Source organism: Bradyrhizobium sp. UFLA05-89, from assembly GCF_059803475.1.
The window spans coordinates 175,545-196,247 of record NZ_JBANBA010000002.1 but is presented as its reverse complement, the minus strand read 5'-3'; the positions used below and the strand labels follow the sequence as shown (position 1 = coordinate 196,247).

At 64.5% G+C, this 20,703-nt stretch carries 19 protein-coding genes; 12 read left to right on the top strand and 7 right to left on the bottom strand.

The window, feature by feature from the left end; all coding sequences use genetic code 11:
* Positions 1 to 299: 299 nt before the first annotated feature.
* Positions 300 to 3,140, bottom strand: coding sequence for a preprotein translocase subunit SecA (secA, locus tag SO139_RS02135; protein ID WP_449382639.1), 2,841 nt, complete (start codon positions 3,138 to 3,140; stop codon positions 300 to 302).
* Between the two features lie 354 nt (positions 3,141 to 3,494).
* Between secA and SO139_RS02130 the strand changes: the two genes are divergently transcribed.
* From SO139_RS02130 to SO139_RS02120, 3 genes are all read left to right on the top strand, one after another.
* Complete coding sequence (locus tag SO139_RS02130; RefSeq protein WP_449382640.1) at positions 3,495 to 4,418, top strand: peptidylprolyl isomerase; 924 nt, start codon at positions 3,495 to 3,497, stop codon at positions 4,416 to 4,418.
* Between the two features lie 100 nt (positions 4,419 to 4,518).
* Complete coding sequence (gene argJ / locus SO139_RS02125; RefSeq protein WP_449382641.1) at positions 4,519 to 5,760, top strand: bifunctional glutamate N-acetyltransferase/amino-acid acetyltransferase ArgJ; 1,242 nt, start codon at positions 4,519 to 4,521, stop codon at positions 5,758 to 5,760.
* 8 nt (positions 5,761 to 5,768) lie between these two features.
* The gene (locus SO139_RS02120) at positions 5,769 to 6,179 is read left to right on the top strand and encodes a (deoxy)nucleoside triphosphate pyrophosphohydrolase (RefSeq protein ID WP_449382642.1); all 411 of its coding nucleotides are present in this window, start codon (positions 5,769 to 5,771) and stop codon (positions 6,177 to 6,179) included.
* Positions 6,180 to 6,305: 126 nt separating this feature from the next.
* On the opposite strand, the gene SO139_RS02115 is transcribed toward SO139_RS02120, so the two are convergent.
* Positions 6,306 to 7,154 carry a methyltransferase domain-containing protein gene (locus tag SO139_RS02115; RefSeq protein ID WP_449382677.1) on the bottom strand — a complete coding sequence of 283 codons (849 nt, stop codon included), beginning with the start codon at positions 7,152 to 7,154 and terminating at the stop codon, positions 6,306 to 6,308.
* A 222-nt stretch (positions 7,155 to 7,376) separates the two neighbouring features.
* On the opposite strand from SO139_RS02115, the gene SO139_RS02110 reads away from it, so the two are divergent.
* From SO139_RS02110 to SO139_RS02090, 5 genes are read left to right on the top strand one after another with little or no spacing between them, the layout of a single operon-like run.
* Complete coding sequence (locus SO139_RS02110) at positions 7,377 to 8,186, top strand: ComF family protein (RefSeq protein WP_449382643.1); 810 nt, start codon at positions 7,377 to 7,379, stop codon at positions 8,184 to 8,186.
* A gap of 35 nt (positions 8,187 to 8,221) precedes the next feature.
* The gene (gene grxC / locus SO139_RS02105) at positions 8,222 to 8,497 is read left to right on the top strand and encodes a glutaredoxin 3 (RefSeq protein WP_449382644.1); all 276 of its coding nucleotides are present in this window, start codon (positions 8,222 to 8,224) and stop codon (positions 8,495 to 8,497) included.
* Entirely contained in the window at positions 8,494 to 9,390 is an 897-nt protein-coding gene (locus tag SO139_RS02100; RefSeq protein WP_449382645.1) for a carbon-nitrogen hydrolase family protein, read from the top strand. Before grxC ends, SO139_RS02100 begins: the two co-directional genes overlap by 4 nt.
* Positions 9,387 to 9,866, top strand: a complete 480-nt coding sequence (locus SO139_RS02095; protein WP_449382646.1) for a DUF1178 family protein — start codon at positions 9,387 to 9,389, stop codon at positions 9,864 to 9,866. Before SO139_RS02100 ends, SO139_RS02095 begins: the two co-directional genes overlap by 4 nt.
* Before the next feature lie 11 nt (positions 9,867 to 9,877).
* Positions 9,878 to 10,210, top strand: coding sequence for a hypothetical protein (locus tag SO139_RS02090; protein WP_449382647.1), 333 nt, complete (start codon positions 9,878 to 9,880; stop codon positions 10,208 to 10,210).
* A gap of 6 nt (positions 10,211 to 10,216) precedes the next feature.
* Here SO139_RS02090 and SO139_RS02085 read toward each other — a convergent pair whose 3' ends face one another.
* From SO139_RS02085 to SO139_RS02075, 3 genes are all read right to left on the bottom strand, one after another.
* A complete protein-coding gene (locus SO139_RS02085; RefSeq protein WP_449382648.1) occupies positions 10,217 to 11,116 on the bottom strand; it encodes an EamA family transporter in 900 nt (299 codons plus the stop codon).
* Positions 11,117 to 11,398: 282 nt separating this feature from the next.
* The gene (ubiG, locus tag SO139_RS02080) at positions 11,399 to 12,172 is read right to left on the bottom strand and encodes a bifunctional 2-polyprenyl-6-hydroxyphenol methylase/3-demethylubiquinol 3-O-methyltransferase UbiG (RefSeq protein ID WP_449382649.1); all 774 of its coding nucleotides are present in this window, start codon (positions 12,170 to 12,172) and stop codon (positions 11,399 to 11,401) included.
* A 14-nt stretch (positions 12,173 to 12,186) separates the two neighbouring features.
* Positions 12,187 to 12,654 (bottom strand): PH domain-containing protein, encoded by a 468-nt coding sequence (locus tag SO139_RS02075; RefSeq protein ID WP_449382650.1) that lies wholly within the window; start codon positions 12,652 to 12,654, stop codon positions 12,187 to 12,189.
* Positions 12,655 to 12,802: 148 nt separating this feature from the next.
* On the opposite strand from SO139_RS02075, the gene SO139_RS02070 reads away from it, so the two are divergent.
* The 3 genes from SO139_RS02070 to prfA all read left to right on the top strand — a co-directional run bounded on the left by SO139_RS02070 (position 12,803) and on the right by prfA (position 17,755).
* Complete coding sequence (locus tag SO139_RS02070) at positions 12,803 to 14,059, top strand: aspartate kinase (protein ID WP_449382651.1); 1,257 nt, start codon at positions 12,803 to 12,805, stop codon at positions 14,057 to 14,059.
* A gap of 286 nt (positions 14,060 to 14,345) precedes the next feature.
* Complete coding sequence (gene ptsP, locus SO139_RS02065) at positions 14,346 to 16,613, top strand: phosphoenolpyruvate--protein phosphotransferase (protein WP_449382652.1); 2,268 nt, start codon at positions 14,346 to 14,348, stop codon at positions 16,611 to 16,613.
* A gap of 56 nt (positions 16,614 to 16,669) precedes the next feature.
* Positions 16,670 to 17,755 (top strand): peptide chain release factor 1, encoded by a 1,086-nt coding sequence (gene prfA, locus SO139_RS02060; protein WP_449382653.1) that lies wholly within the window; start codon positions 16,670 to 16,672, stop codon positions 17,753 to 17,755.
* A 96-nt stretch (positions 17,756 to 17,851) separates the two neighbouring features.
* Here the strand turns inward: prfA and SO139_RS02055 are convergent, their stop codons facing one another.
* Positions 17,852 to 18,310 (bottom strand): MarR family winged helix-turn-helix transcriptional regulator, encoded by a 459-nt coding sequence (locus tag SO139_RS02055; protein WP_449382654.1) that lies wholly within the window; start codon positions 18,308 to 18,310, stop codon positions 17,852 to 17,854.
* Positions 18,311 to 18,427: 117 nt separating this feature from the next.
* Complete coding sequence (locus tag SO139_RS02050; RefSeq protein ID WP_449382655.1) at positions 18,428 to 18,940, bottom strand: hypothetical protein; 513 nt, start codon at positions 18,938 to 18,940, stop codon at positions 18,428 to 18,430.
* Positions 18,941 to 19,273: 333 nt separating this feature from the next.
* Between SO139_RS02050 and SO139_RS02045 the strand changes: the two genes are divergently transcribed.
* Positions 19,274 to 20,620, top strand: coding sequence for a substrate-binding protein (locus SO139_RS02045; RefSeq protein WP_449382656.1), 1,347 nt, complete (start codon positions 19,274 to 19,276; stop codon positions 20,618 to 20,620).
* Positions 20,621 to 20,703 lie beyond the last annotated feature (83 nt).

Here is a 20,703-nt window from a genome sequence, read left to right as displayed (position 1 = left end):
CGAACAAGGAGATGATCTGAAATGATCTAACAACCACTCATCCTTGACCAAGCCCATACAAGTATTCCAGAGACAGTTCTGCCTGAATCGAGAGGCCGCGGCGTACTGGATGCCCCGCTTTCGCGGAGCATGACAGCGGAGATTGATGCGCGATGGACGCTCCCAAGCGCTCGTCATTGCGAGCGCAGCGAAGCAACCCAGAATCCCTCTGCGGAAAGACTCAGGATTGCTTCGCTGTGCTCGCAATGACGGTGGAGTGTGAAGCGAGAGCGTCGCGCCTCACTCACTCCGTCATCACATCAAGCATACCTTCCGTGACAGTGCTTGAACTTCTTCCCACTGCCGCAGGGGCAATCTTCGTTGCGGCCGACCTTGCCCCAGCTTGCCGGGTTCTTCGGATCGCGCTGCACGGCGTTGGCCTGCGGGGCCAGCGTCACGTTGGCGAAGGCCATCTCGTCCTCGCCGGTATCAGGATTGAGCTTGTGCGCTTCCATTGTGGGCAGGATAGGCGCTTCCTGCTCCGGCGGAATGATCTCGACGCGCATGAGCTGCGCGGTGACGGCCTCGCGCAGATGCGCACTCATCTCCTGGAAGAGATTGAAGGCCTCGGTCTTGTACTCCTGCAACGGATCGCGCTGGCCGTAACCGCGCAGGCCAATGACCTGGCGCAGATGGTCGAGCATAATCAGGTGCTCGCGCCAGAGATGATCGAGCGTCTGCAGCAGAATCGTCTTCTCGACGTAACGCATCACGTCGGGACCCCACTGCGCGACCTTGGCCGCCATGTGCTCGTCGGCACGGGTCTCGATGCGGGTGAGCAATTCCTCGTCGGCGATGCCCTCTTCCTTGGCCCAGTCGTCGACCGGCAAATCGAGATCGAGCACGCGCTTCAACTCTTCCTTGAGACCCGCGACGTCCCACTGCTCGGCATAGGCATGCTCGGGCACGTGCTTGGCGACGAGGTCCTCGATGAAGGCGTGGCGCATGTCGGCGATGGTCTCGGCGACGTTCTCGTCCTTCATCAGGTCGACGCGCTGGTCGAAGATCACCTTGCGCTGGTCGTTCTGGACGTTGTCGAACTTGAGGAGGTTCTTGCGGATGTCGAAGTTGCGCGCCTCGACCTTCTGCTGTGCCTTCTCGAGCGCCTTGTTGATCCAGGGATGGATGATGGCCTCGCCCTCTTTCAGACCGAGCCGCTGCAGCATGCTGTCGAGGCGATCCGAGCCGAAGATGCGCATCAGATCGTCTTCCAGCGACAGGAAGAATTTTGAGCGACCGGGGTCACCCTGACGGCCGGAACGACCGCGGAGCTGGTTGTCGATGCGGCGGGACTCGTGACGCTCGGAGCCGATGATGTAGAGGCCGCCGGGCTTGTTCACGGTCTTGGCGGGCTTTGAACCCTTGGCCGGCTCGATCTCGACGGTCTCCTCGGCCTTCAGCACGATGTCGCGGAAATGTTCGATGTCGGCCTTGATCTGCTCGATTTTTTTCGCCTTCTCGGCCTCGTCCTCGATCCCTGCGGTCTCCTGCTGGATGCGCATGTCCAGGGAGCCGCCGAGCTTGATGTCGGTACCGCGTCCCGCCATGTTGGTCGCGATCGTGATCGCGCCGGGCACGCCGGCTTCCGCAACGATATAGGCTTCCTGCTCGTGGAAGCGCGCGTTCAAGACCGCGAACAGTTTTGCGGGCTTGCCGGCGCGGGCGGCGGCGTAGAGCTTCTCCAGCGCGCTTTCCTTGCCGAAATCGATCTGCTTGTAGCCGTTCTGCTTCAAGAATTCGGCGAGCACTTCCGACTTCTCGATCGATGCCGTGCCGACCAGCACGGGCTGGAGGCGCGCATTGGCGCGCTCGATCTCGGCGAGGATGGCGACGTATTTTTCCTTCTGCGTGCGGTAGACCTCGTCGTCCTCATCCAGACGCGCGACCGGCAGGTTGGTCGGGATCTCCACGACCTCGAGCTTGTAGATGTCGAACAATTCGTCGGCTTCGGTTGCCGCCGTGCCGGTCATGCCCGCCAGCTTCTCGTACATGCGGAAGTAGTTCTGGAAGGTGATCGAGGCGAGCGTCTGGTTCTCGGGCTGAACCGCGACGTGCTCCTTGGCTTCGAGCGCCTGGTGCAGGCCTTCCGAATAGCGCCGGCCCGGCATCATGCGTCCGGTGAATTCGTCGATGATCACGACTTCGCCGTCGCGAACGATGTAGTCCTTGTCGCGGGTGAACAGCGTATGGGCGCGCAGCGCCTGGTTGACGTGGTGCACGACCGAGACGTTCTCGACGTCGTAGAGCGACTCGCCCTTGAGCTGGCCGGCGTCGCGCAGCAGTGTCTCCAGCTTCTCCATGCCGCCTTCGGTCAAGGTCACCGTGCGCTGCTTCTCGTCGACCTCGTAGTCCGTGACCTTCTCCAGCTTCGGCATGAAGGTGTCGATGGTGTTGTAGAAGTCCGAACGGTCGTCGAGCGGGCCGGAGATGATCAGCGGGGTGCGGGCTTCATCGATGAGAATGGAGTCCACTTCGTCGACGATCGCGTAGTAGTGCGGCCGCTGGACCATGTCCTCGAGCCGGTACTTCATGTTGTCGCGCAGGTAGTCGAAACCGTATTCGTTGTTGGTGCCGTAGGTGATGTCGCAGGCATAGGCCGCCTTGCGCTCGGCATCGTCGAGCCCGTGCACGATCACGCCGGTGGTCATGCCGAGGAAGCCGTAGATCTGGCCCATCCAGCCGGAGTCGCGGCGGGCGAGGTAGTCGTTGACGGTGACGACGTGGACGCCCTTGCCGGCGAGCGCGTTGAGATAGACCGCAAGCGTTGCGACCAGCGTCTTGCCTTCGCCGGTCTTCATCTCGGCGATGTCGCCCTCATGCAGCACCATGCCGCCGATGAGCTGGACGTCGAAATGGCGCTGGCCGAGCGTGCGCTTGGCCGCCTCGCGCACCGTGGCGAAGGCAGGCACCAGCAGGTCGTCCAGCGTCTTGCCCGATGCGAGCAGCTGCTTGAATTCGGCGGTGCGGGCCTTGAGGGCTTCGTCGGAGAGTTTTGAAAGTTCCGGCTCGAGCGCGTTGATCGCGTTGACTCGGGATTGGTATCCCTTCACCCGCCGGTCGTTGGCGGAGCCGAAAAACTTGCGGGCGAGCGCGCCGATCATACCGAATTCCTTGCCAAATTCCTGTGTTCGCGATTACCGCGTTGCAGCCAAGAGGTTGTCACCAACTTGCCTATCAACTCACCGTGACGCCTCGCGGCCAAGGCCCCGTTGCGGGGTCATCCGCCATATGGGTGGGAATTGAGCAAATCTGGGTTCAACGGCCAAAAACGCAGCAAAATAAACGCTATCGCCATGGACGCGACCGGCCACAGATATGGCCCACCCTGAGCCTTGTCAACGGCGGCCGGCTTTCCGCTAATTCATCATTTTGACAGGTTTTTCGCGTTGCCAAGGCATCCCGATTGGGCGAGTGTCCGCCCCGCCCAAATACCCCCTTCAGGATAAGGATTTTCCATGACCACCTCGTTCCCGGTAACGAAAACCGGCCTGCGCTTCGGCCTTGCCACCGCCCTTGCGGGCTGCCTCGCACTGGCGCTGATCGCAGGTCCCGGCCGGGCCGCCGACGACCCGGTCCTGGCCAAGGTCAATGGCGCGGAGATCAAGAAGAGCGACGTTGCGCTCGCCGAGGAGGAACTGGGGCCCTCGCTGGCACAGATGGACCCGGCGACCAAGGACGAGAACGTGCTGGCCTTCCTGATCGACATGAAGATCGTCGCCAAGGCCGCCGAGGACAAGAAGATCGCCGATAACGAGGAGTTCAAGAAGCGCCTGGGTTTCGCCCGCAACCGGCTTCTGATGGACAGCCTGCTCGCCCAGGAAGGCAAGACCGCGACCACCCCCGATGCCATGAAGAAGGTCTATGAGGAAGCCTCCAAGCAGATCACCGGCGAGCAGGAGGTGCACGCCCGCCACATCCTGGTCGAGACCGAGGACGAGGCCAAGGCGGTGAAGGCCGAGCTCGACAAGGGCGCCGATTTCGCCGAGCTCGCCAAGAAGAAGTCCAAGGATCCGGGCTCCGCCGACGGCGGCGACCTCGGCTTCTTCACCAAGGAGCAGATGGTGCCGGAATTCTCGGCGGTCGCCTTCGCGCTGGAGCCGGGCAAGATCTCCGACCCCGTGAAGTCGCAGTTCGGCTGGCACATCATCAAGGTCGAGGAAAAGCGCAGCCGCAAGGCGCCGGATTTCGACCAGGTCAAAGCCCAGATCGAGAACTACGTCACCCGCAAGGCCCAGGCCGACTATGTCGCGAAGCTGCGCGCTGAAGCCAAGGTCGAGCGGCTGGACCAGCCTGCTGCGGACGCGGCAAAGCCGGCTGACAAGCCGGCCGACGCGGCGAAGCCCTCCGACAGCAAGATGGCGCCGCCAGCGAAGAAGTAAGAATTCGCTGTCACTTCGCTGACGCCTAGAGTATTTAAGTATCGTGATGCCCGGCCTCGTGCCGGGCATCTGCGTATCTGAACCCATCAAGGCCCAAGCGATGTCCTCCACTGTCTCTCCACTTGCCCCCAAGCACGTTCCCGACATGCCCGTCATTGCGGGCGTCCGTCTCGCGACGGCGGAAGCCGGCATCCGCTACAAGAACCGCACCGACGTGCTGCTCGCGCTTCTGGACAAGGGCACCGCGGTCGCCGGCGTCTTCACCAAGTCGAAATGCCCGTCCGCGCCGGTGGAATGGTGCCGCGCGAAACTGAAGGGCGGCAAGGCGCGCGCGCTGGTGGTCAATTCCGGCAACGCCAATGCCTTCACCGGCAAGACCGGCCGGGCATCCACCGCGCTGACCGCGAAGATCGCGGCCAAGGCCGTCGGCTGCAGCGAAAGCGAGATTTTCCTCGCTTCGACCGGCGTGATCGGCGAGCCGCTGGATGCGACCAAGTTCGATGGCGTGCTGGGACGTCTCGCCGCGACCGCCGAAGCCGGCGACTATCTCGCGGCCGCGAACGCGATCATGACCACCGACACCTTCCCGAAGGTCGCAACCAGGACCGTGAAGCTCGGCAAGGCCAAGGTCACCATCAACGGCATGGCCAAGGGCGCCGGCATGATCGCGCCCGACATGGCGACCATGCTGTCGTTCATCTTCACGGATGCGCCGATCGCGCCGGCCGCGCTGCAAGCGCTGCTCAAGAGCGGCGTCGAGGACACCTTTAATGCGGTGACGATCGACGGCGACACCTCGACCTCTGACACTCTGCTCGCCTTTGCCACCGGCGCTGCCGCCGAGCACGGCGCGCCAAAAATCAGCCGCGCCAGCGACCCGCGCCTGAAGGCCTTCGTCAAGGCGTTCAACGAGGTGTTGGCCAATCTCGCCGAGCAGGTGGCGCGCGACGGTGAAGGCGCACGCAAGCTGGTCGAGATCACCGTGGAAGGCGCCAAGACCAAGGCGTCGGCGCGCAAGATCGCGATGTCGATTGCAAACTCGCCGCTGGTGAAGACCGCGATCGCAGGTGAAGACGCCAATTGGGGCCGCGTGGTGATGGCTGTGGGCAAGGCCGGCGAGCCCGCCGATCGCGACAAGCTGTCGATCTCCTTCAACGGCATCCGCGTCGCCAAGAGCGGCGCGCGCGATCCGTCCTATGACGAGGCACAGGTGTCGGAGGCGATGAAGGCGCCGGAGATCGCGATCAAGGTCTCGCTCGGCCTCGGCAAGGGCCGCGACCGCGTGATGACCTGCGACCTCACCAAGGAATATGTCGCGATCAACGGCGACTATCGATCGTAAGTTCAGGCATGGCCGAACTCAAGCTGACATTGGTAGTGGCCTGCGCGCTCGTTGACGCCGACAAGCGCGTCCTGATCGCGCAGCGCCCCGAGGGCAAGGCGCTTGCCGGCCTCTGGGAGTTTCCCGGCGGCAAGCTCGAGCCCGGCGAACGGCCGGAGCAGAGCCTCATCCGCGAGCTTCACGAGGAGCTCGGCATCACCGTCAGCGAGCCGTGCCTGGCGCCTCTCACCTTCGCAAGCTACGCCTACGAGGCGTTCCATTTGTTGATGCCGCTCTACATCTGCCGCCGCTGGGAGGGGATGGTGACGGCACGTGAAGGCCAGACCCTGGCCTGGGTCCGTGCCAACAAGCTGCGCGACTATCCGATGCCGCCAGCGGACATCCCGCTGATCCCGCATTTGATCGATCTGCTGATGTGAATTGGGACCTCATCCTGAGGAGCGGCGGTTGCGCCGCGTCTCGAAGGATGGGCCGCATGGCGAGAGCGGGGCCTGCATGGTTCGAGACGGCGCTTGCGCGCCTCCTCACCATGAGGACCATGAGGGTCACGTCTTCCCTGCCTTCTTCACCGCCTCGGCAAGGCTGGTCTTGGCCGATCCGGGCTTGAGCGGCTGCTGTTGGCTGGCATGCGGCGCCCAGCCGGAGAGCCAGATGATCTCGAATGTCGTGCGGATGCGGCCGTCGGGATCGGCAAAGCGCTCGGCATAGATTTGCGCCATCCGCAGCATGGTCGCACGCCGCGTCAGCGTGCGCCGCCGCTCGACCAGCACGTTGGCTGCGCCCATGCGCCTGAGATCCTGCATCAGCGCGAAGGCATTCGCATAGCGCACGACGATGCGATCGACGTCGGTGACCGGCAGCGCAAAACCCGCCCGCTGCAACAGCGCGCCGATGTCGCGCAGATCGGCGAACGGCGCAACGCGCGGCGACACGCCGCCCTCGCATTCGGCTTCGGCCGCGGCAAAGGCCTGGCGCAACTCGGTCAGTGAATCGCCGCCGATCATCGCGGCGAGCAGGAGACCGTCGGGCTTCAACGCACGCCGGATTTGCGCGAGCACGCCCGGCAAATCGTTGACAAATTGCAGCGCCAGCGCGGACGCCACCAGATCGAGGCTTTCCATCGCCAGCGGCAGCTTCTCCTCGCCCGTAGCATCGAGCTCGATCCGCTGTACATTGCCGAAGCGCGCGCGCAACGCCGACAGGCCCTCACCGGGGGTCCACAGATCGGCAACGGCGCCAAATTCGCGCATCACCGCAGCCAGCCGGTCGGCCATGTCCTCGTCGACACGGTCGAGCAGGAAGCTGGCAAGCCCCTGCACGCTCGCACGTCGCTGCCGCGCATGCAGCAGCGCGCGGTCGAACAGGGCGGGCGGGATTTGCGGGTTTTGCGCCATGCCGCTGGTTACGCCGATCGCGACGGTTCTGGCAATCTCCTCTCTCGTGTCCCGGACGCGGTGCGGCACGCAGTGACGCTCCGTAGAGCCGGGACCCACGTTTACGTGGACGATTCCTGGGCCCCGGCTCAGCAGCGCACCGCTACGCGCTGCGCCGCGTCCGGGGCACGAGACATAAAACCGCGGCTTGAGCCCTCGCAAACGTAGCGCTAGCCTTCATTCATGGAAGCCGAAACCGCCCCGTCCCGTTCCATCTCCGCCCATTGGCGTGGGGCGCTTTCGGCCGGCCATCGCCTATTGTCGCGCGCGGCAAGGCTCGCGCTCGACATTGCGCTGCCGACGCTGTGCGTGTCCTGCCGCGAGCCGGTCGATGGCGAGGGCGTCTGTGCGGCCTGCTGGGCGAAACTCTCGTTCATCGCCCCACCCTACTGCCCGCGGCTCGGAATCCCCTTCGTCTACGATCCCGGCCCTGAGATGCTGTCGATGGAGGCGATTGCGAGCCCGCCCGCCTATCATCGGGCGCGCGCCGCGGTACGCTATGATGATGTCGCGCGCACGCTCGTGCATTCGCTGAAGTATCAGGACCGTACCGATCTTGCGCCGGCCATGGGCCGCTGGATGGCGCGCGCGGGGCGCGAGCTGCTTGGCGAGGCCGACATGCTGGTCCCGGTGCCCCTGCATTGGCGGCGGGCTTGGCGCCGCCGCTACAACCAGGCGGGCGCGCTGGCCCGCGTGATCGAGCGCCAGACCGGGGTCAAGGTAAAAGGCGACGTCCTGCGCCGGGTCCGCGCCACCGAGCAGCAGATCGGCCTGTCGCGCGCCCAGCGCGCCACCAATGTGCAGGGCGCATTCCAGGTATCTGCCGACCACCAGGCCGAGGTGCAGGGCCGCCGCATCATCCTGATCGATGACGTCCTCACCTCGGGTGCGACACTGGATGCCTGCGCGCGGGCCTTGCTGCGCGCCAAAGCGGCGCAGGTCGACGCACTGGTCTTTGCCCGGGTTGTGGAGACCGGGTCACGTCCCATATAATTCAATCAATTCATGAATTGAGAGCGCCAGGCGAGATGAGCACTGCTGTCGAGATCTATACGAGGCCGGGCTGCGGCTATTGTTCCGCGGCCAGATCGCTGTTGACCCGCAAGAAAGCCGCCTTCACCGAGTTCGACATCGCCAAGAATCCGTCATGGCGCCAGGAGATGTATGCCCGCGCCGGCGAGGGCTCGACGTTCCCGCAGATCTGGATCGGCGAGAAGCATGTCGGCGGTTGCGACGAGCTCTATTCGCTCGATCGCGAAGGCAAGCTCGATGCACTGCTCGAAAGCGTCAAGGCGGTCTCATGAACCAGAATCAAGCTCAAGCGCAGGATCGTACCTTCACTGCCGCCATGGTGCAGATGCGCACCGGCCTTCTGCCTGAACCGAGCTTCGAGCAGGCGAGCAAGCTGATTCGAAAAGCGGCCGCAAACGGCGCGAATTACGTGCAGACGCCCGAAGTCAGCAACATGATGCAGCTGAACCGCAAGGCGCTGTTCGAGCACCTCGCCAGCGAAGAGGACGACAAATCGCTGAAGGCCTATCGCGCGCTCGCCGCCGAATTGAAGATCTTCTTGCATGTCGGCTCGCTGGCGCTCCGCTACTCGCCGGAGAAGGCGGTCAACCGCTCCTTCCTGATCGGACCCGACGGCAATCTGCTGGCGAGCTACGACAAGATCCACATGTTCGACATCGAGCTGCCGGATGGCGAGAGCTATCGCGAATCCGCCAACTACCAGCCGGGCGAGACGGCTGTGATCTCCGACCTGCCCTGGGGCCGCGTCGGGCTCACGATCTGCTACGACGTGCGCTTCCCCGCGCTCTATCGCGCGCTGGCGGAGGCCGGCGCTTCGTTCATCACCGTGCCCTCCGCCTTCACCCGCAAGACCGGCGAAGCGCATTGGCACGTGCTACTGCGCTCGCGCGCAATCGAGACCGGGTGCTTCGTGTTTGCTGCCGCGCAAGCCGGAACGCACGAGAACAAGCGCGAAACCTATGGTCACTCGCTGATCATCGATCCCTGGGGCGAGATCCTTGCCGAGGGCGATGTCGAGCCCGGCATCATCATGGCCAAGATCGACCCGGCCAAGGTCGAGACCGCGCGCAGGGCGATTCCCTCACTGCAACATGGCCGCCGCTTCGGCGTCGCCGATCCGAAGGCTGGCCCTGATCATCTGCATCTGGTGCGGGGATCGGCATGATCCGCTATGCACTCCGCTGCGAGCGGGACCACGAGTTCGAAAGCTGGTTCCAGAGCTCGTCGGCTTACGACCAGCAGGTCAAGCGCAAGCTCGTGACCTGCCCGATCTGCGGCTCGGCCAAGGTCGACAAGGCGATCATGGCGCCGCGCATCGTCGGCAAGAAGGGCCGCGAGCGCGCTCCCGAGCCAACCCCGGCACCCACGCCAACGACCGAGGTCACACAGCAGCAGCCGGCCTCGCTGATGCTGGCCCAGGAGCGCGAACTGCGCACCAAGCTGAAGGAATTGCGCGACCACATCGTGAAGCATGCCGACAATGTCGGCGAACGCTTCCCGAACGAAGCCCGCGCCATGCATTACGGCGACAAGGAGCACCGCCCGATCTACGGCGAAGCCTCGCCCGATGAAGCCAAGGCGCTGATCGACGAAGGCATCGAGGTGTCGCCGCTGCCGGTGCTGCCGGAAGACCGGAACTGACGCGAGCGCTCATGAGCCGCGAAACGATACTCTCGTCGCTCATCCATTTCGATGCGTCCATCCCGGACCTGAAGTCCGGACTCGGTTCGTTGACGTGGGATAGTGATCCGGTGGTCACGCTGGCGCGACGCGATATCGTCGCAGTCCTTGAGCGGTTTTCAACCGGAGAGATCGATGCCCTCGCCGTCGAGGATTGGGCCAATCTCGTCGAATGCCGCGAGGATATCGGGTTCGAATCGGGATATGAGGACGTGATCCATGCGGCGATCCACGATCTGGCGAACCCGGTGTTGAGCGGTGAGTTGCGCGTTCTGGCACCCGGCATCCTTGCCGGGCTTCGCTAACTCTTCCTACGCCCCCACCAGCACCGCAACGCCGATCACGATCAGCACGATGCCGAAAATCTCGCGCGGCGAGACCGGCTGCTTGAACGAGTAGTAGGCGACGCCCTGCGCGAACAGCACCTCGATCAGCGCGAGCGTGCGGACATTGGCGGCGGCGGTCAGCGCGAAGGACAGGAACCAGAATTGCGAGGCGAAGGCGCCCATGAAGCCGGCGAGCAGCGACGGCTTCCATAATCCAAGGATCGCCTGCAAGATTTTTGGTGCGCGCCACAGCAGGTAGACCGTCAGGATCAGCGTCTGCACGAACAGGCCCAGCACCAGCGTGAACGACGAGGCCGTCACGAAGGAGACGCCGGGCACCGTGATGATTGCGCCGCGGAAGCCGACGGCTGACAGCGCAAACGCGGCCGCGGCGACGAGGCCGATGATGGTCGGCTTCAATTCGGCAAAGCTCTTCTCGCCGCCGGGACGCAGCGCGGTGATGACGACGCCGACGGTCGCGATCACGATCGCCAGCACCTTGAGCCAGGTCAGGTGATCACCGAGGAAGACGAAGCCGAAGATCGCGGTCTGGATCGCTTCGGTCTTCAGATAAGCCGTAGTCACCACGAAGGAGCGGTCGTTCATGGCGAGCAGCATCAATCCGGTGGCGACGATCTGGCTGAGCGCCCCTAACAGCAGCCACGGCCAGAACACGGTCGGCGGCGCGCTCAGATGATCGCCGGAGACGACCAGCACCAGGCCCAAGAACAGCACCGAGAACGGGAAGCCGAACAGGAAGCGGATGTTGGTCGCGCCCCAGGTACCGAGCGGCTTGGTCAACGACCGCTGCATCGCATTGCGCGCGACCTGGCCGAGCGCGGCGATGACGGTGAAGGGAATCCAGAGGCTGGTGACGGTGAGCATGGGCGGGAAATGGCGGGACAGAGAGGCGCTAGCGTGAAGGTAACAGACTCGCTGGTCAACCACGCCGATGTCATGGGTGCGATGCTCCTACCACAAACTCCACTGTCGTCCTGGACAAGCGGAGCGCAGATCCAGGACCCATTACCCCAGGGAGTGGTTTTGCGAAGACTCGTGGTTACAAGCCTCGCGCCACAACCGCTCCCTGGGGTAATGGGTCCTGGCTTTCGCCAGGACGACACCTCTGTTGTTGCAACAGCCGGGCTGCTACACGCAACGCCCGCCTCACACCATCCCTTCCGCCACGACCATGTAGTTCACGTCCATGTCGGAGGAGAGGCTCCATCTGTCGGCGAAGGGCGAGTAGACGACGCCGGTCTGCTCGGTGATGACGAGGCGGTTGTCGAGCAGATATTTGGCGAGCTCGTCGGGGGTGACGAACTTGTTCCACTCATGGGTGCCGCGCGGCAGCCAGCGCAGCACGTATTCGGCGCCGACGATGGCGAGCGCAAAGCTCTTCCAGTTGCGGTTCAAGGTCGAGACCACCATCAGCCCATTCGGCTTCAGCATGGCGGCGCAGCGGCTCAGGAAGATGCCGACGTCGGTGACGTGCTCCACCACCTCCATCGCCAGCACGATGTCGAAGCGCTCGCGCGGGTCGACCTCCTCCACCGTAGTGCAGCGGTAGTCGATCGACAGATGCCCCTTGTCGGCATGGAGCTTTGCGGCCGCGATGTTGCTTGCCGAGGGATCGATGCCGATGACCTGCGCCCCGAGCCGCGAGAGCGGCTCGCAGAGCAGGCCTGCACCGCAGCCGATGTCGAGCACGCGCAGGCCTCCGAGGCAGTTGAGGCTGCGCACGTTGCGCTCGAACTTGCGACAGGCGGAGTCGCGGATATAGCCGAGCCGCAGCGGATTGATCTTGTGCAGCGGGGCCATCTTGCCGCTGGGGTCCCACCACTCGGCGGAAAGCTTTGAGAACTTGGCGACCTCGCCGGCGTCGACGGTCGAGGCCGGGCTGACAATCGTGGTGGCGGAACTGTTCTGCTGCATGCTCATGACAACGCGCCGTCCTACCGCACGGTGATCGAATTGCGGAAGGCAAGTGGGGACGCGATGGTCTCGATCTTCTCGATCCCCTCGCCCACGCCGCGGATCGTCACATCGCCGTAGTTGAAGATGCGACCCAGAATGCTCTGGTCGACATCGACACTTTCAACCTTGTCGAGGCTCATTTCAAAGGTCTTCCGGGTGATGAACCCGGTCTTATGCACAACTCTGAAATTGGTGACGTCGGTCTCGGTGGTAAAGCGGTGGAACCAGCCCTTCAGTGTCCAATAGAGGCCGCCCAGCGCCACCAGGCCGGAAGCTGTGAGCCACAGCAGCACGAGTCCCTCCGTGACCGTCTGCCGCGACATCAGAAGCAGGATCAGGGCCACGATCCAGGCCAGAATCGCCGGAAAATAGAAGATCCAGTGCGCATTGGTCGAATACAGCACCTTCTCGCCGGGCTGCAGGATCTCGTCGATATAACGCGCCATAACCTCGATTAACCCATTCCCGGCCCAGACGGGTCCATCAGGAACCGGCTTGCCCCCGGCCCCGCCGCTCTGTATACGCGCGGTCGGTAGCTACCCCGTCCAGCGCGGGCCACCATACTGATCCTCAAGAGGGAATGCACGCGTCGTCATGAGCCGCCTCGTGATGAAATTCGGCGGCACGTCCGTCGCCAATATCGAACGTATCCGCAACGTCGCACGACATGTGAAGCGTGAGGTCGATGCCGGGCACGAAGTTGCCGTGGTGGTCTCCGCGATGTCCGGCAAGACCAACGAGCTGGTCGCCTGGTGCACCGAAGCTTCCCCCATGCACGATGCGCGCGAATACGACGCCGTGGTCGCCTCCGGCGAGCAGGTGACGTCGGGCCTGCTGGCCATCACGCTCCAGAGCCTCGGCATCCAGGCGCGCTCCTGGCAGGGCTGGCAGATCCCGATCAAGACCAGCGACGCTCATGCCTCGGCCCGCATCGAGGACATCGACGGCACCGAGATCATCAACCGTTTCAAGGAGCGCAAGGAGGTCGCGGTCATCGCCGGCTTCCAGGGCATCAATCCCGAGACCGGCCGAATCACCACGCTCGGCCGCGGCGGCTCCGACACCTCGGCGGTCGCGATCGCCGCCGCCGTCAAGGCGGATCGCTGCGACATCTATACCGACGTCGATGGCGTCTACACCACCGACCCGCGCATCGTGCCGAAGGCACGCCGGCTCGACAAGATCGCGTTCGAGGACATGCTGGAACTGGCCTCCCAGGGCGCCAAGGTGCTCCAGGTCCGTTCGGTGGAACTCGGCATGGTCCACAACATGCCGATCTTCGTCCGCTCGAGCTTCGACAAGCCCGAGGACATCGACCCGCATGCCAACCAGCCGCCCGGTACGCTGATCTGCAGCGAGGAGGAGATCATGGAAAACCACGTCGTCACCGGCATCGCCTTCTCCAAGGACGAGGCCCAGATCTCGGTGCGCCAGATCGAGGACAAGCCGGGTGTCGCCGCCTCGATCTTCGGGCCGCTCGCGGACGCCAACATCAACGTCGACATGATCGTTCAGAACGTCTCCGAGGACGGCAAGACCACCGACCTCACCTTCACGGTGCCGGCGACCGACTACGCGCGCGCCAGGGACACGATCACCGCCGCCAAGGCCAAGATCGGCTATGCGCGGCTCGACAGCGCCACCGACGTCGCCAAAATCTCCGTGATCGGCAGCGGCATGCGCAGCCATGCCGGCGTCGCCGCCCAGGCGTTCTCGGCCCTCGCGGCGCGGAATATCAACATCCGCGCCATCACAACCTCCGAGATCAAATTCTCGGTTTTGATCGACACCGCCTATACCGAGCTTGCGGTGCGGACCCTGCACACGCTCTACGGTCTCGATCAGGTTTAGACGAATTTTCTGTTAGCGGCCGCAGCAAACGCGAAGGTGTACACACCTTCGCGTTTGGCAGGCGTTTTGCTTGGCAAAACAAGCCTCAATTCGCTATACGGCGAGCAGGGTGGGCTGCCGCAGACTGTGCCCCAGTTCAGGCGGTGCCGATTCGGCACAAGCGCTAAATCCAAGAGGATTTGGACTCGTGCCGCCGCCGGACGAGCAAATTTGTTGTTTTTCTGGAGTTTTGGGCCAGCCGCCGGCTACCCCGCCGGGCCAGGCAGATGAAGGAGATTGACGGCACATGCGGAGCGCGTCGGGAGGTCCCCGCGTCTTGTTGAGACGGCTCCGCGAAACCATGGCGGAGCAGGTCTCGGCCCAGGAGCGGCTGGACAAGATCGTGGTGCTGATCGCCGCCAACATGGTGGCCGAAGTGTGCTCGGTCTATGTGCTGCGCGTCGACAACACCCTCGAGCTCTACGCCACCGAAGGCCTCAACCGCGAGGCCGTGCACCATACCGTGCTGAGCGCCCATGAGGGCCTGGTCGGCCTCGTCGCCAGCGAGGCGACCCCCCTCAACCTCAGCGACGCCCAGAGCCACCCGGCCTTCTCGTTCCGCCCGGAAACCGGCGAAGAGATCTACCACTCCTTCCTCGGCGTGCCGATCCTGCGCGCCGGCAATACGCTCGGCGTGCTGGTGGTGCAGAACCGCGCCAAGCGCAATTATGTCGAGGAGGAGCTGGAGGCGCTCCAGACCACCGCCATGGTGTTGGCGGAGCTGATCGCCTCGGGCGAATTGTCCGCGCTCGCCCAGCCCGGCCTCGAGCCGGCCGCACGCCATTCCGCGCAAAAGGTGGGCGCGATCCTGTCGGAGGGCATAGCGCTCGGACACGTCGTGCTGCACGAGCCGCGCGTCGTCATCAAGGACTACATCGCCGAGGACCTGCCGAAGGAAATCAAGCGGCTCGACACCGCGCTCGCCAAGCTGCGCTCCGACCTCGACCGCATGCTCGAGCGCGGCGACGTCGCCGAGGGCGGCGAGCACCGCGACGTCCTGGAAGCCTACCGCATGTTCGCCAACGACCAGGGCTGGTCGCACAAGCTGCACGAGGCGGTCGCGACCGGCCTTACCGCGGAAGCCGCGGTCGAGCGCGTGCAGTCGGACACCCGCGCGCGCATGCTGCGCTCCACCGATCCCTATTTGCGCGACCGCCTGCACGATCTCGAAGATCTCGGCTACCGCCTGATGCGCCAGCTCGTCGGCCAGGACCACGCGCCGTCCCGCGAGCAACTGCCTGACAACGCCATCGTCATCGCCCGCGCGATGGGACCGGCGGCGCTGCTCGACTACGACCGCAAGCGGCTGCGCGGCATCGTGCTGGAGGAAGGCACCGCCAACTCGCACGTCTCGATCGTGGCGCGCGCGCTCGGCATCCCCGCGGTCGGCGAGGTGCCGAACGCGCCGGGTATCGCCGATCCCGGCGACGCCATCATCGTCGACGGCACCTCGGGCTCGATCTACGTACGGCCTTCGCAGGAGATCGAGGCGGCCTATGCGGAGCGCGTGCGCTTCCGCGCGCGCCGCCAGGCGCAGTACCTGGCGCTGCGCGACCGTCCTTGCGTGACCAAGGATGGCGAGGCGGTGGAGCTGATGATCAACGCGGGTCTTGCGATCGACCTGCCGCATATCGACGACACCGGCAGCGCCGGTATCGGCCTGTTCCGCACCGAGCTGCAATTCATGGTCGGCCAGAGCCTGCCGCGCACCAGCGACCAGCTCGCGCTCTACCGCACCGTGCTCGATGCCGCGGGCACCAAGCCCGTCACCTTCCGCACCCTCGACATCGGCGGCGACAAGGCGCTGCCCTATATGGAGGCGGTGATCGAGGAAAATCCCGCGCTCGGCTGGCGCGCGATCCGGCTTGGCCTCGATCGCCCCGGCCTGCTGCGCGGCCAGATCCGCGCGCTCTTGCGCGCAGGCGGCGGCCGCGCGATCCGCGTGATGTTCCCGATGATCTCGGAGGTCGGCGAATTCGATTCGGCAAAGGCGCTGGTCGAGCGCGAGCTGACATATTTGCGCCAGCACGGCCATACGCTGCCGGAGCGCATCGACATCGGCACCATGGTCGAGGTGCCTGCGCTGCTCTACCAGCTCGACGAGCTTCTGAAGAAGGTCGACTTCATCTCGGTCGGCTCCAACGACTTGTTCCAGTTCCTGTTCGCGGTCGATCGCGGCAACGCCAAGGTTTCGGAGCGCTTCGACACCATGTCGGCACCGATCCTGCGCGTGCTGCGCGAGATCGTGCGCAAGTCCAAAGCTGCGGAGAAGTCAGTCTCGCTGTGCGGCGAGATGGCATCCAAGCCGATCGGCGCGCTGGCGCTGATCGCGATGGGCTACCGCTCGCTGTCACTGTCGGCGACCGCGCTCGGGCCGGTGAAGGCGATGGTCCTCGAGCTCGATGCCAAGAAGGCCGGCGCGATGCTCGATCCGCTCCTGGACGCGCCGACCGGCACCGTCTCGATCCGGCAGAAGCTGACGCAATTTGCCGAGGCCGAAGGGCTGTCGTTGTAGCGGGCCGGTCCGAAAGCCGTCCCGCCTCGCCCCTTTTTGCACCTGAGACTTGATCGATGTCGTCACTCCCCGAAGCCAAACTGGACGTCCTCCTTGCGCATCATGCCTCTCTCGAGGCCGAAACGCTCGGCCAGCTCTCCTCCGAGCGCTATGTGCAGGTCACGCGCGAGCTCGCCGAGATCAGCCCGCTGATCGACGCGGTGAAGACCTATCGGTCTGCGGTAAAGGAGCTCGCCGACACCGAGGCGCTGATCGCCGATCCCGCGACCGATGCCGAGATGCGCGGCATGGCGGAGACCGAGCGCGACGAGCTCTCGCTCAGAATCGAAGATCTCGTGCAGAAGATCCGCGTGGCGCTGTTGCCCAAGGACGCCATGGACGACCGCAACGTGATGCTGGAAATCCGCGCCGGCACCGGCGGCGACGAGGCCTCGCTGTTCGCCGGCGACCTGTTCCGGATGTATGAGCGTTTTGCCGGCCTGCAGGGCTGGAAGGTCGAGGTCATCTCGGCGAGCGAGGGCACCGTCGGCGGCTACAAGGAAATCATCGCCGAGGTGCAGGGCCGCGGCGCATTCTCCAAGCTGAAGTTCGAATCCGGCGTGCACCGCGTGCAGCGCGTGCCCGACACCGAGACGCAAGGCCGCATCCACACCTCGGCGGCCACGGTCGCCGTGCTGCCGGAGGTCGAGGATGTCGACGTCGACGTCAAGAACGAGGATCTGCGCATCGAGACCATGCGCGCGCAGGGCGCCGGCGGCCAGCACGTCAACAAGACGGAATCGGCGATCCGCATCACCCATATTCCGACCGGCATCGTCGTGATGATGCAGGACAGCCGTTCGCAGCACAAGAATCGCGCCTCGGCGATGAACATCCTGCGCTCGCGCATCTACGATGCCGAGCGCCAGCGCGTCGAGGCGGCACGCTCGGCCGACCGCAAGGAAAAGGTCGGCTCCGGCGACCGCAGCGAGCGCATCCGCACCTACAATTTTCCGCAAGGACGCGTCACCGACCACCGCATCAATCTGACACTCTACAAGCTGCCGCAGGTGATCGCGGGCGAAGCGCTGGGCGAGCTGATCGATGCGCTGACCACGGAGCACCAGGCCGCCCAGCTCGCGGCGCAGGGTGCCGCTGCCTAGAGTGCGAGGCTCACCTCTCCTCGGCGGGGGAGAGGTAAATCCGCGGCTCGCTCCGATCCAACCAAACTCATCCTGCTCTGGAGCAGACGCCACCAGTCAGCGCGCCTTGGTGCGGAACGATCGCAGGATCTTGCTCAAGGCCGGACTTGCCGCGCGCAGCTCTTCGAGATGGATTTTTGAGAGCGCCCGCAGCTTCTGTTCGCCCTTGGCCGTCAGCTTGAGGCGGACCTTCCTGGCATCCTGCGGATCGGCCACCCGGCTGATCAGCTTCAGCTTCGTCATCCGGTCCATCAGCTCGACCGCGGTGTGATGCCGGATCAGCAGGAACCGCGCGACGTCGCTGATGGTCGCGGCGTCCGGTCCGGTAAAGCCCTTGATCGCGAGCAGCGCCTGGTGCTGTTGGGGCGTCAGCCCGGCGCGCTGGGCGGCAGCCTCGCTGAAGGCCAGGAAGGTTCGCACCTGGTAGCGGAATTGCGCCAGCGCCTGATAGTCGGCCTCGCGCATCGCCGCACTCGCGCGCCGCGCCGACGTTGTCGTCTTCTTCGGTTGGACCATGCCGTGCCGTCCGCCTCGATCTCACCACCCGCCGACAGGAGCGGATGCGTCAAGGCTAGCAAGCGGCCGGGTGCGGACCAACCGGGCTGCACCGCGGATGCACAGCTATCCGCCGGCCTATTCGAAGTTGGAGAAGTTGGAGAGCAGTATCTTTACCAGGATGATCTGGAACGCGATCGGGATACGCACGCTTCGGCGCCTGATCGACCGCTGCAACGCGCCGGCAATCTCGGTGCTGGTGAGAGCGCCGGAGGCGGCGTTGGCGATCAGCCGCGTCCACATCTCCGACAGTGATCCGCCGGGGTGGATCGTCGGCTTGATCGTGACGCCGCAGCCCTGCGCCCAGGCGATGATCTCGCGTGTCGTGTGCGGACCGCAATTGCGCGCGGTCGCAAGACGCTCGGCGGTCAGCGCGAGCAGAAGCTCGCGTGACGGCGACCAGTTGCCCTTCGGCGGCTGCTCGCCCGTCAGCTCGACCGCAAGCTCCTTGAGCACGTTCTGGGCACGGACGCTCAGCGTCTTCATCGGACCAGGCGCCGGGTTCGACTGACCGGCCGGCGAGCTGCGCCAGCCGTCCGGTCGGTTGCGCGCCTCCGGGTTGCGCAGCGCGTCGAGCGCCTGCGGCATCATTCGCTGGCCCTCGCCGTCGGCCGCAGTCCGGCCCGACTCCCGCGGCCAGGATCGCCGCTTCCTGGCCCTCGCCGTTCTCGTTTGCCGCGTCATCTCGCCTGCCGAACCCAGAAGCACGTACTCATAAAGACTAATATATGTCGTTATACGATATGTTTTTGCGAGACAATTTTCGTCGTCCTACGAAAGGCGAAATTGACAGCGGGCCATCACAAGCAATGCTTGCGGCAAGAGCTACACGGGGATGTGACACGACGCGCTCGGCCGGTCGGACCGGATGAGCGCGGCAAACGGTCACGCCCCAAACAAACCATGCTCGGGAGGAACTTGATCATGACGGACAGCTTCATCAGCCGCGGCCTGCATTCCAGACTCTCGCGCCGACGCTTGCTGCAAGGCAGCGCCGGCATCATCGGCGGCTCGCTGCTGCCGGCGATGCCCGCACTCGCCGAGGACAAGCCGGCGCTCGGCACCTATCCGGCGGGCGCCTCGGGTTCCTCTGTCTTCATCGGCATCTCCGTGCCGCGCACCGGCACCTATGCGGTGCAGGGCGAGGACGAATTGAAGGGCTACCAGCTCGCGATCGAGCACATCAATAGCGGGCATGATCTGATCAAGAAGATCTCGCCCAAGACCAGCAAGGGCGTGCTGGGCAAGGAGCTGAAATTCGGCGTCGCGGATTCCGCAGCGAAGCCGAACGAAGCGGTGCAAGCGCAACAGCGCTTCATCAGCGAGAACAAGGCGATCATGATCACCGGCGGCACGTCGAGCGCGGTTGCGGTCGCACTGAACAAGCTCGCCCAGCGCGAGAAGGTGATCTTCGTGTGCGGCATCTCCGGCTCGAACGACACCACCGGCAAGGATTGCGTCCGCTACGGCTTCCGCCAGGATTTCTTCGGCCAGACGGCGGCCGCCGCGATCGGCCCGGTGATGGTCAAAGCCTTCGGCAAGAACAAGAAGGCGGCCTACCTCACGCCCGACTACACCTACGGGCACACCGTGACCAAGTCGATGCAGGATTTCCTGGCAAGCGCGGGATGGACGACCGCCACGAACCAGGTCGCGCCGCTCGGCGCGCCAGACTATTCCTCATATCTGCTCAACGTCGCGAACTCCGGCGCCGACGTGCTCATCAACGTCAACTGGGGGCACGATGCCGTGCTCTCGACCCAGCAAGCCAAGCAGTTCGGCGTGCTCGACAGGATGAAGCTCGTGATTCCCTACCAGGTGCCGTTCATTGCGCGCGAGACTGGCGGCCTGATGCAGGGCGTCTACGCCGCGACCGACTATTGGTGGACGATCGAGGACAAGTTCCCGCTTGCCAAGATGTTCAACGACGCCTTCGCGGCGAAGTACGGCTACAAGCCGGAATGGGGCGCGGAGAATGCGTATATCAGCTTCGCGCACTGGGCCCGCATGTGCGAGGAGGCTGGCAGCTTCTATCCGCCTGATGTCATCAAGGCCTATGAGAAGGGCGAGACCATCCCCTCCTTCGTCGGTGACGTCCACTACCGCGCCGAAGACCATCAGTGCGTCCGTCCTGTCATCATCGTCAAGGGCAAGATGGAAAAGGACATGAAGAACAAGGAGGACTACTACGACGTCGTCGAGATCGTCCCCGGCGACGGGCTGATGCAGAAGCCGGACGCGTTCGGCTGCCATCTCGGCGAATACTCGTGAGCCTGGGTTGACCCCTGTGACGCCGCAGGCAGTTGCCACGCCTGCGGCGTCAGCCTTTTGCGGATCGGCGCGTCGGTCCGCAT

Bases quoted from the DNA above. Each gene is read 5' to 3' on its own strand.
- secA (WP_449382639.1), bottom strand. From the start codon at position 3,140: ATGATCGGCGCGCTCGCCCGCAAGTTTTTCGGCTCCGCCAACGACCGG.
- SO139_RS02130 (WP_449382640.1), top strand. From the start codon at position 3,495: ATGACCACCTCGTTCCCGGTAACGAAAACCGGCCTGCGCTTCGGCCTT.
- argJ (WP_449382641.1), top strand. From the start codon at position 4,519: ATGTCCTCCACTGTCTCTCCACTTGCCCCCAAGCACGTTCCCGACATG.
- SO139_RS02120 (WP_449382642.1), top strand. From the start codon at position 5,769: ATGGCCGAACTCAAGCTGACATTGGTAGTGGCCTGCGCGCTCGTTGAC.
- SO139_RS02115 (WP_449382677.1), bottom strand. From the start codon at position 7,154: ATGGCGCAAAACCCGCAAATCCCGCCCGCCCTGTTCGACCGCGCGCTG.
- SO139_RS02110 (WP_449382643.1), top strand. From the start codon at position 7,377: ATGGAAGCCGAAACCGCCCCGTCCCGTTCCATCTCCGCCCATTGGCGT.
- grxC (WP_449382644.1), top strand. From the start codon at position 8,222: ATGAGCACTGCTGTCGAGATCTATACGAGGCCGGGCTGCGGCTATTGT.
- SO139_RS02100 (WP_449382645.1), top strand. From the start codon at position 8,494: ATGAACCAGAATCAAGCTCAAGCGCAGGATCGTACCTTCACTGCCGCC.
- SO139_RS02095 (WP_449382646.1), top strand. From the start codon at position 9,387: ATGATCCGCTATGCACTCCGCTGCGAGCGGGACCACGAGTTCGAAAGC.
- SO139_RS02090 (WP_449382647.1), top strand. From the start codon at position 9,878: ATGAGCCGCGAAACGATACTCTCGTCGCTCATCCATTTCGATGCGTCC.
- SO139_RS02085 (WP_449382648.1), bottom strand. From the start codon at position 11,116: ATGCTCACCGTCACCAGCCTCTGGATTCCCTTCACCGTCATCGCCGCG.
- ubiG (WP_449382649.1), bottom strand. From the start codon at position 12,172: ATGAGCATGCAGCAGAACAGTTCCGCCACCACGATTGTCAGCCCGGCC.
- SO139_RS02075 (WP_449382650.1), bottom strand. From the start codon at position 12,654: ATGGCGCGTTATATCGACGAGATCCTGCAGCCCGGCGAGAAGGTGCTG.
- SO139_RS02070 (WP_449382651.1), top strand. From the start codon at position 12,803: ATGAGCCGCCTCGTGATGAAATTCGGCGGCACGTCCGTCGCCAATATC.
- ptsP (WP_449382652.1), top strand. From the start codon at position 14,346: ATGCGGAGCGCGTCGGGAGGTCCCCGCGTCTTGTTGAGACGGCTCCGC.
- prfA (WP_449382653.1), top strand. From the start codon at position 16,670: ATGTCGTCACTCCCCGAAGCCAAACTGGACGTCCTCCTTGCGCATCAT.
- SO139_RS02055 (WP_449382654.1), bottom strand. From the start codon at position 18,310: ATGGTCCAACCGAAGAAGACGACAACGTCGGCGCGGCGCGCGAGTGCG.
- SO139_RS02050 (WP_449382655.1), bottom strand. From the start codon at position 18,940: ATGATGCCGCAGGCGCTCGACGCGCTGCGCAACCCGGAGGCGCGCAAC.
- SO139_RS02045 (WP_449382656.1), top strand. From the start codon at position 19,274: ATGACGGACAGCTTCATCAGCCGCGGCCTGCATTCCAGACTCTCGCGC.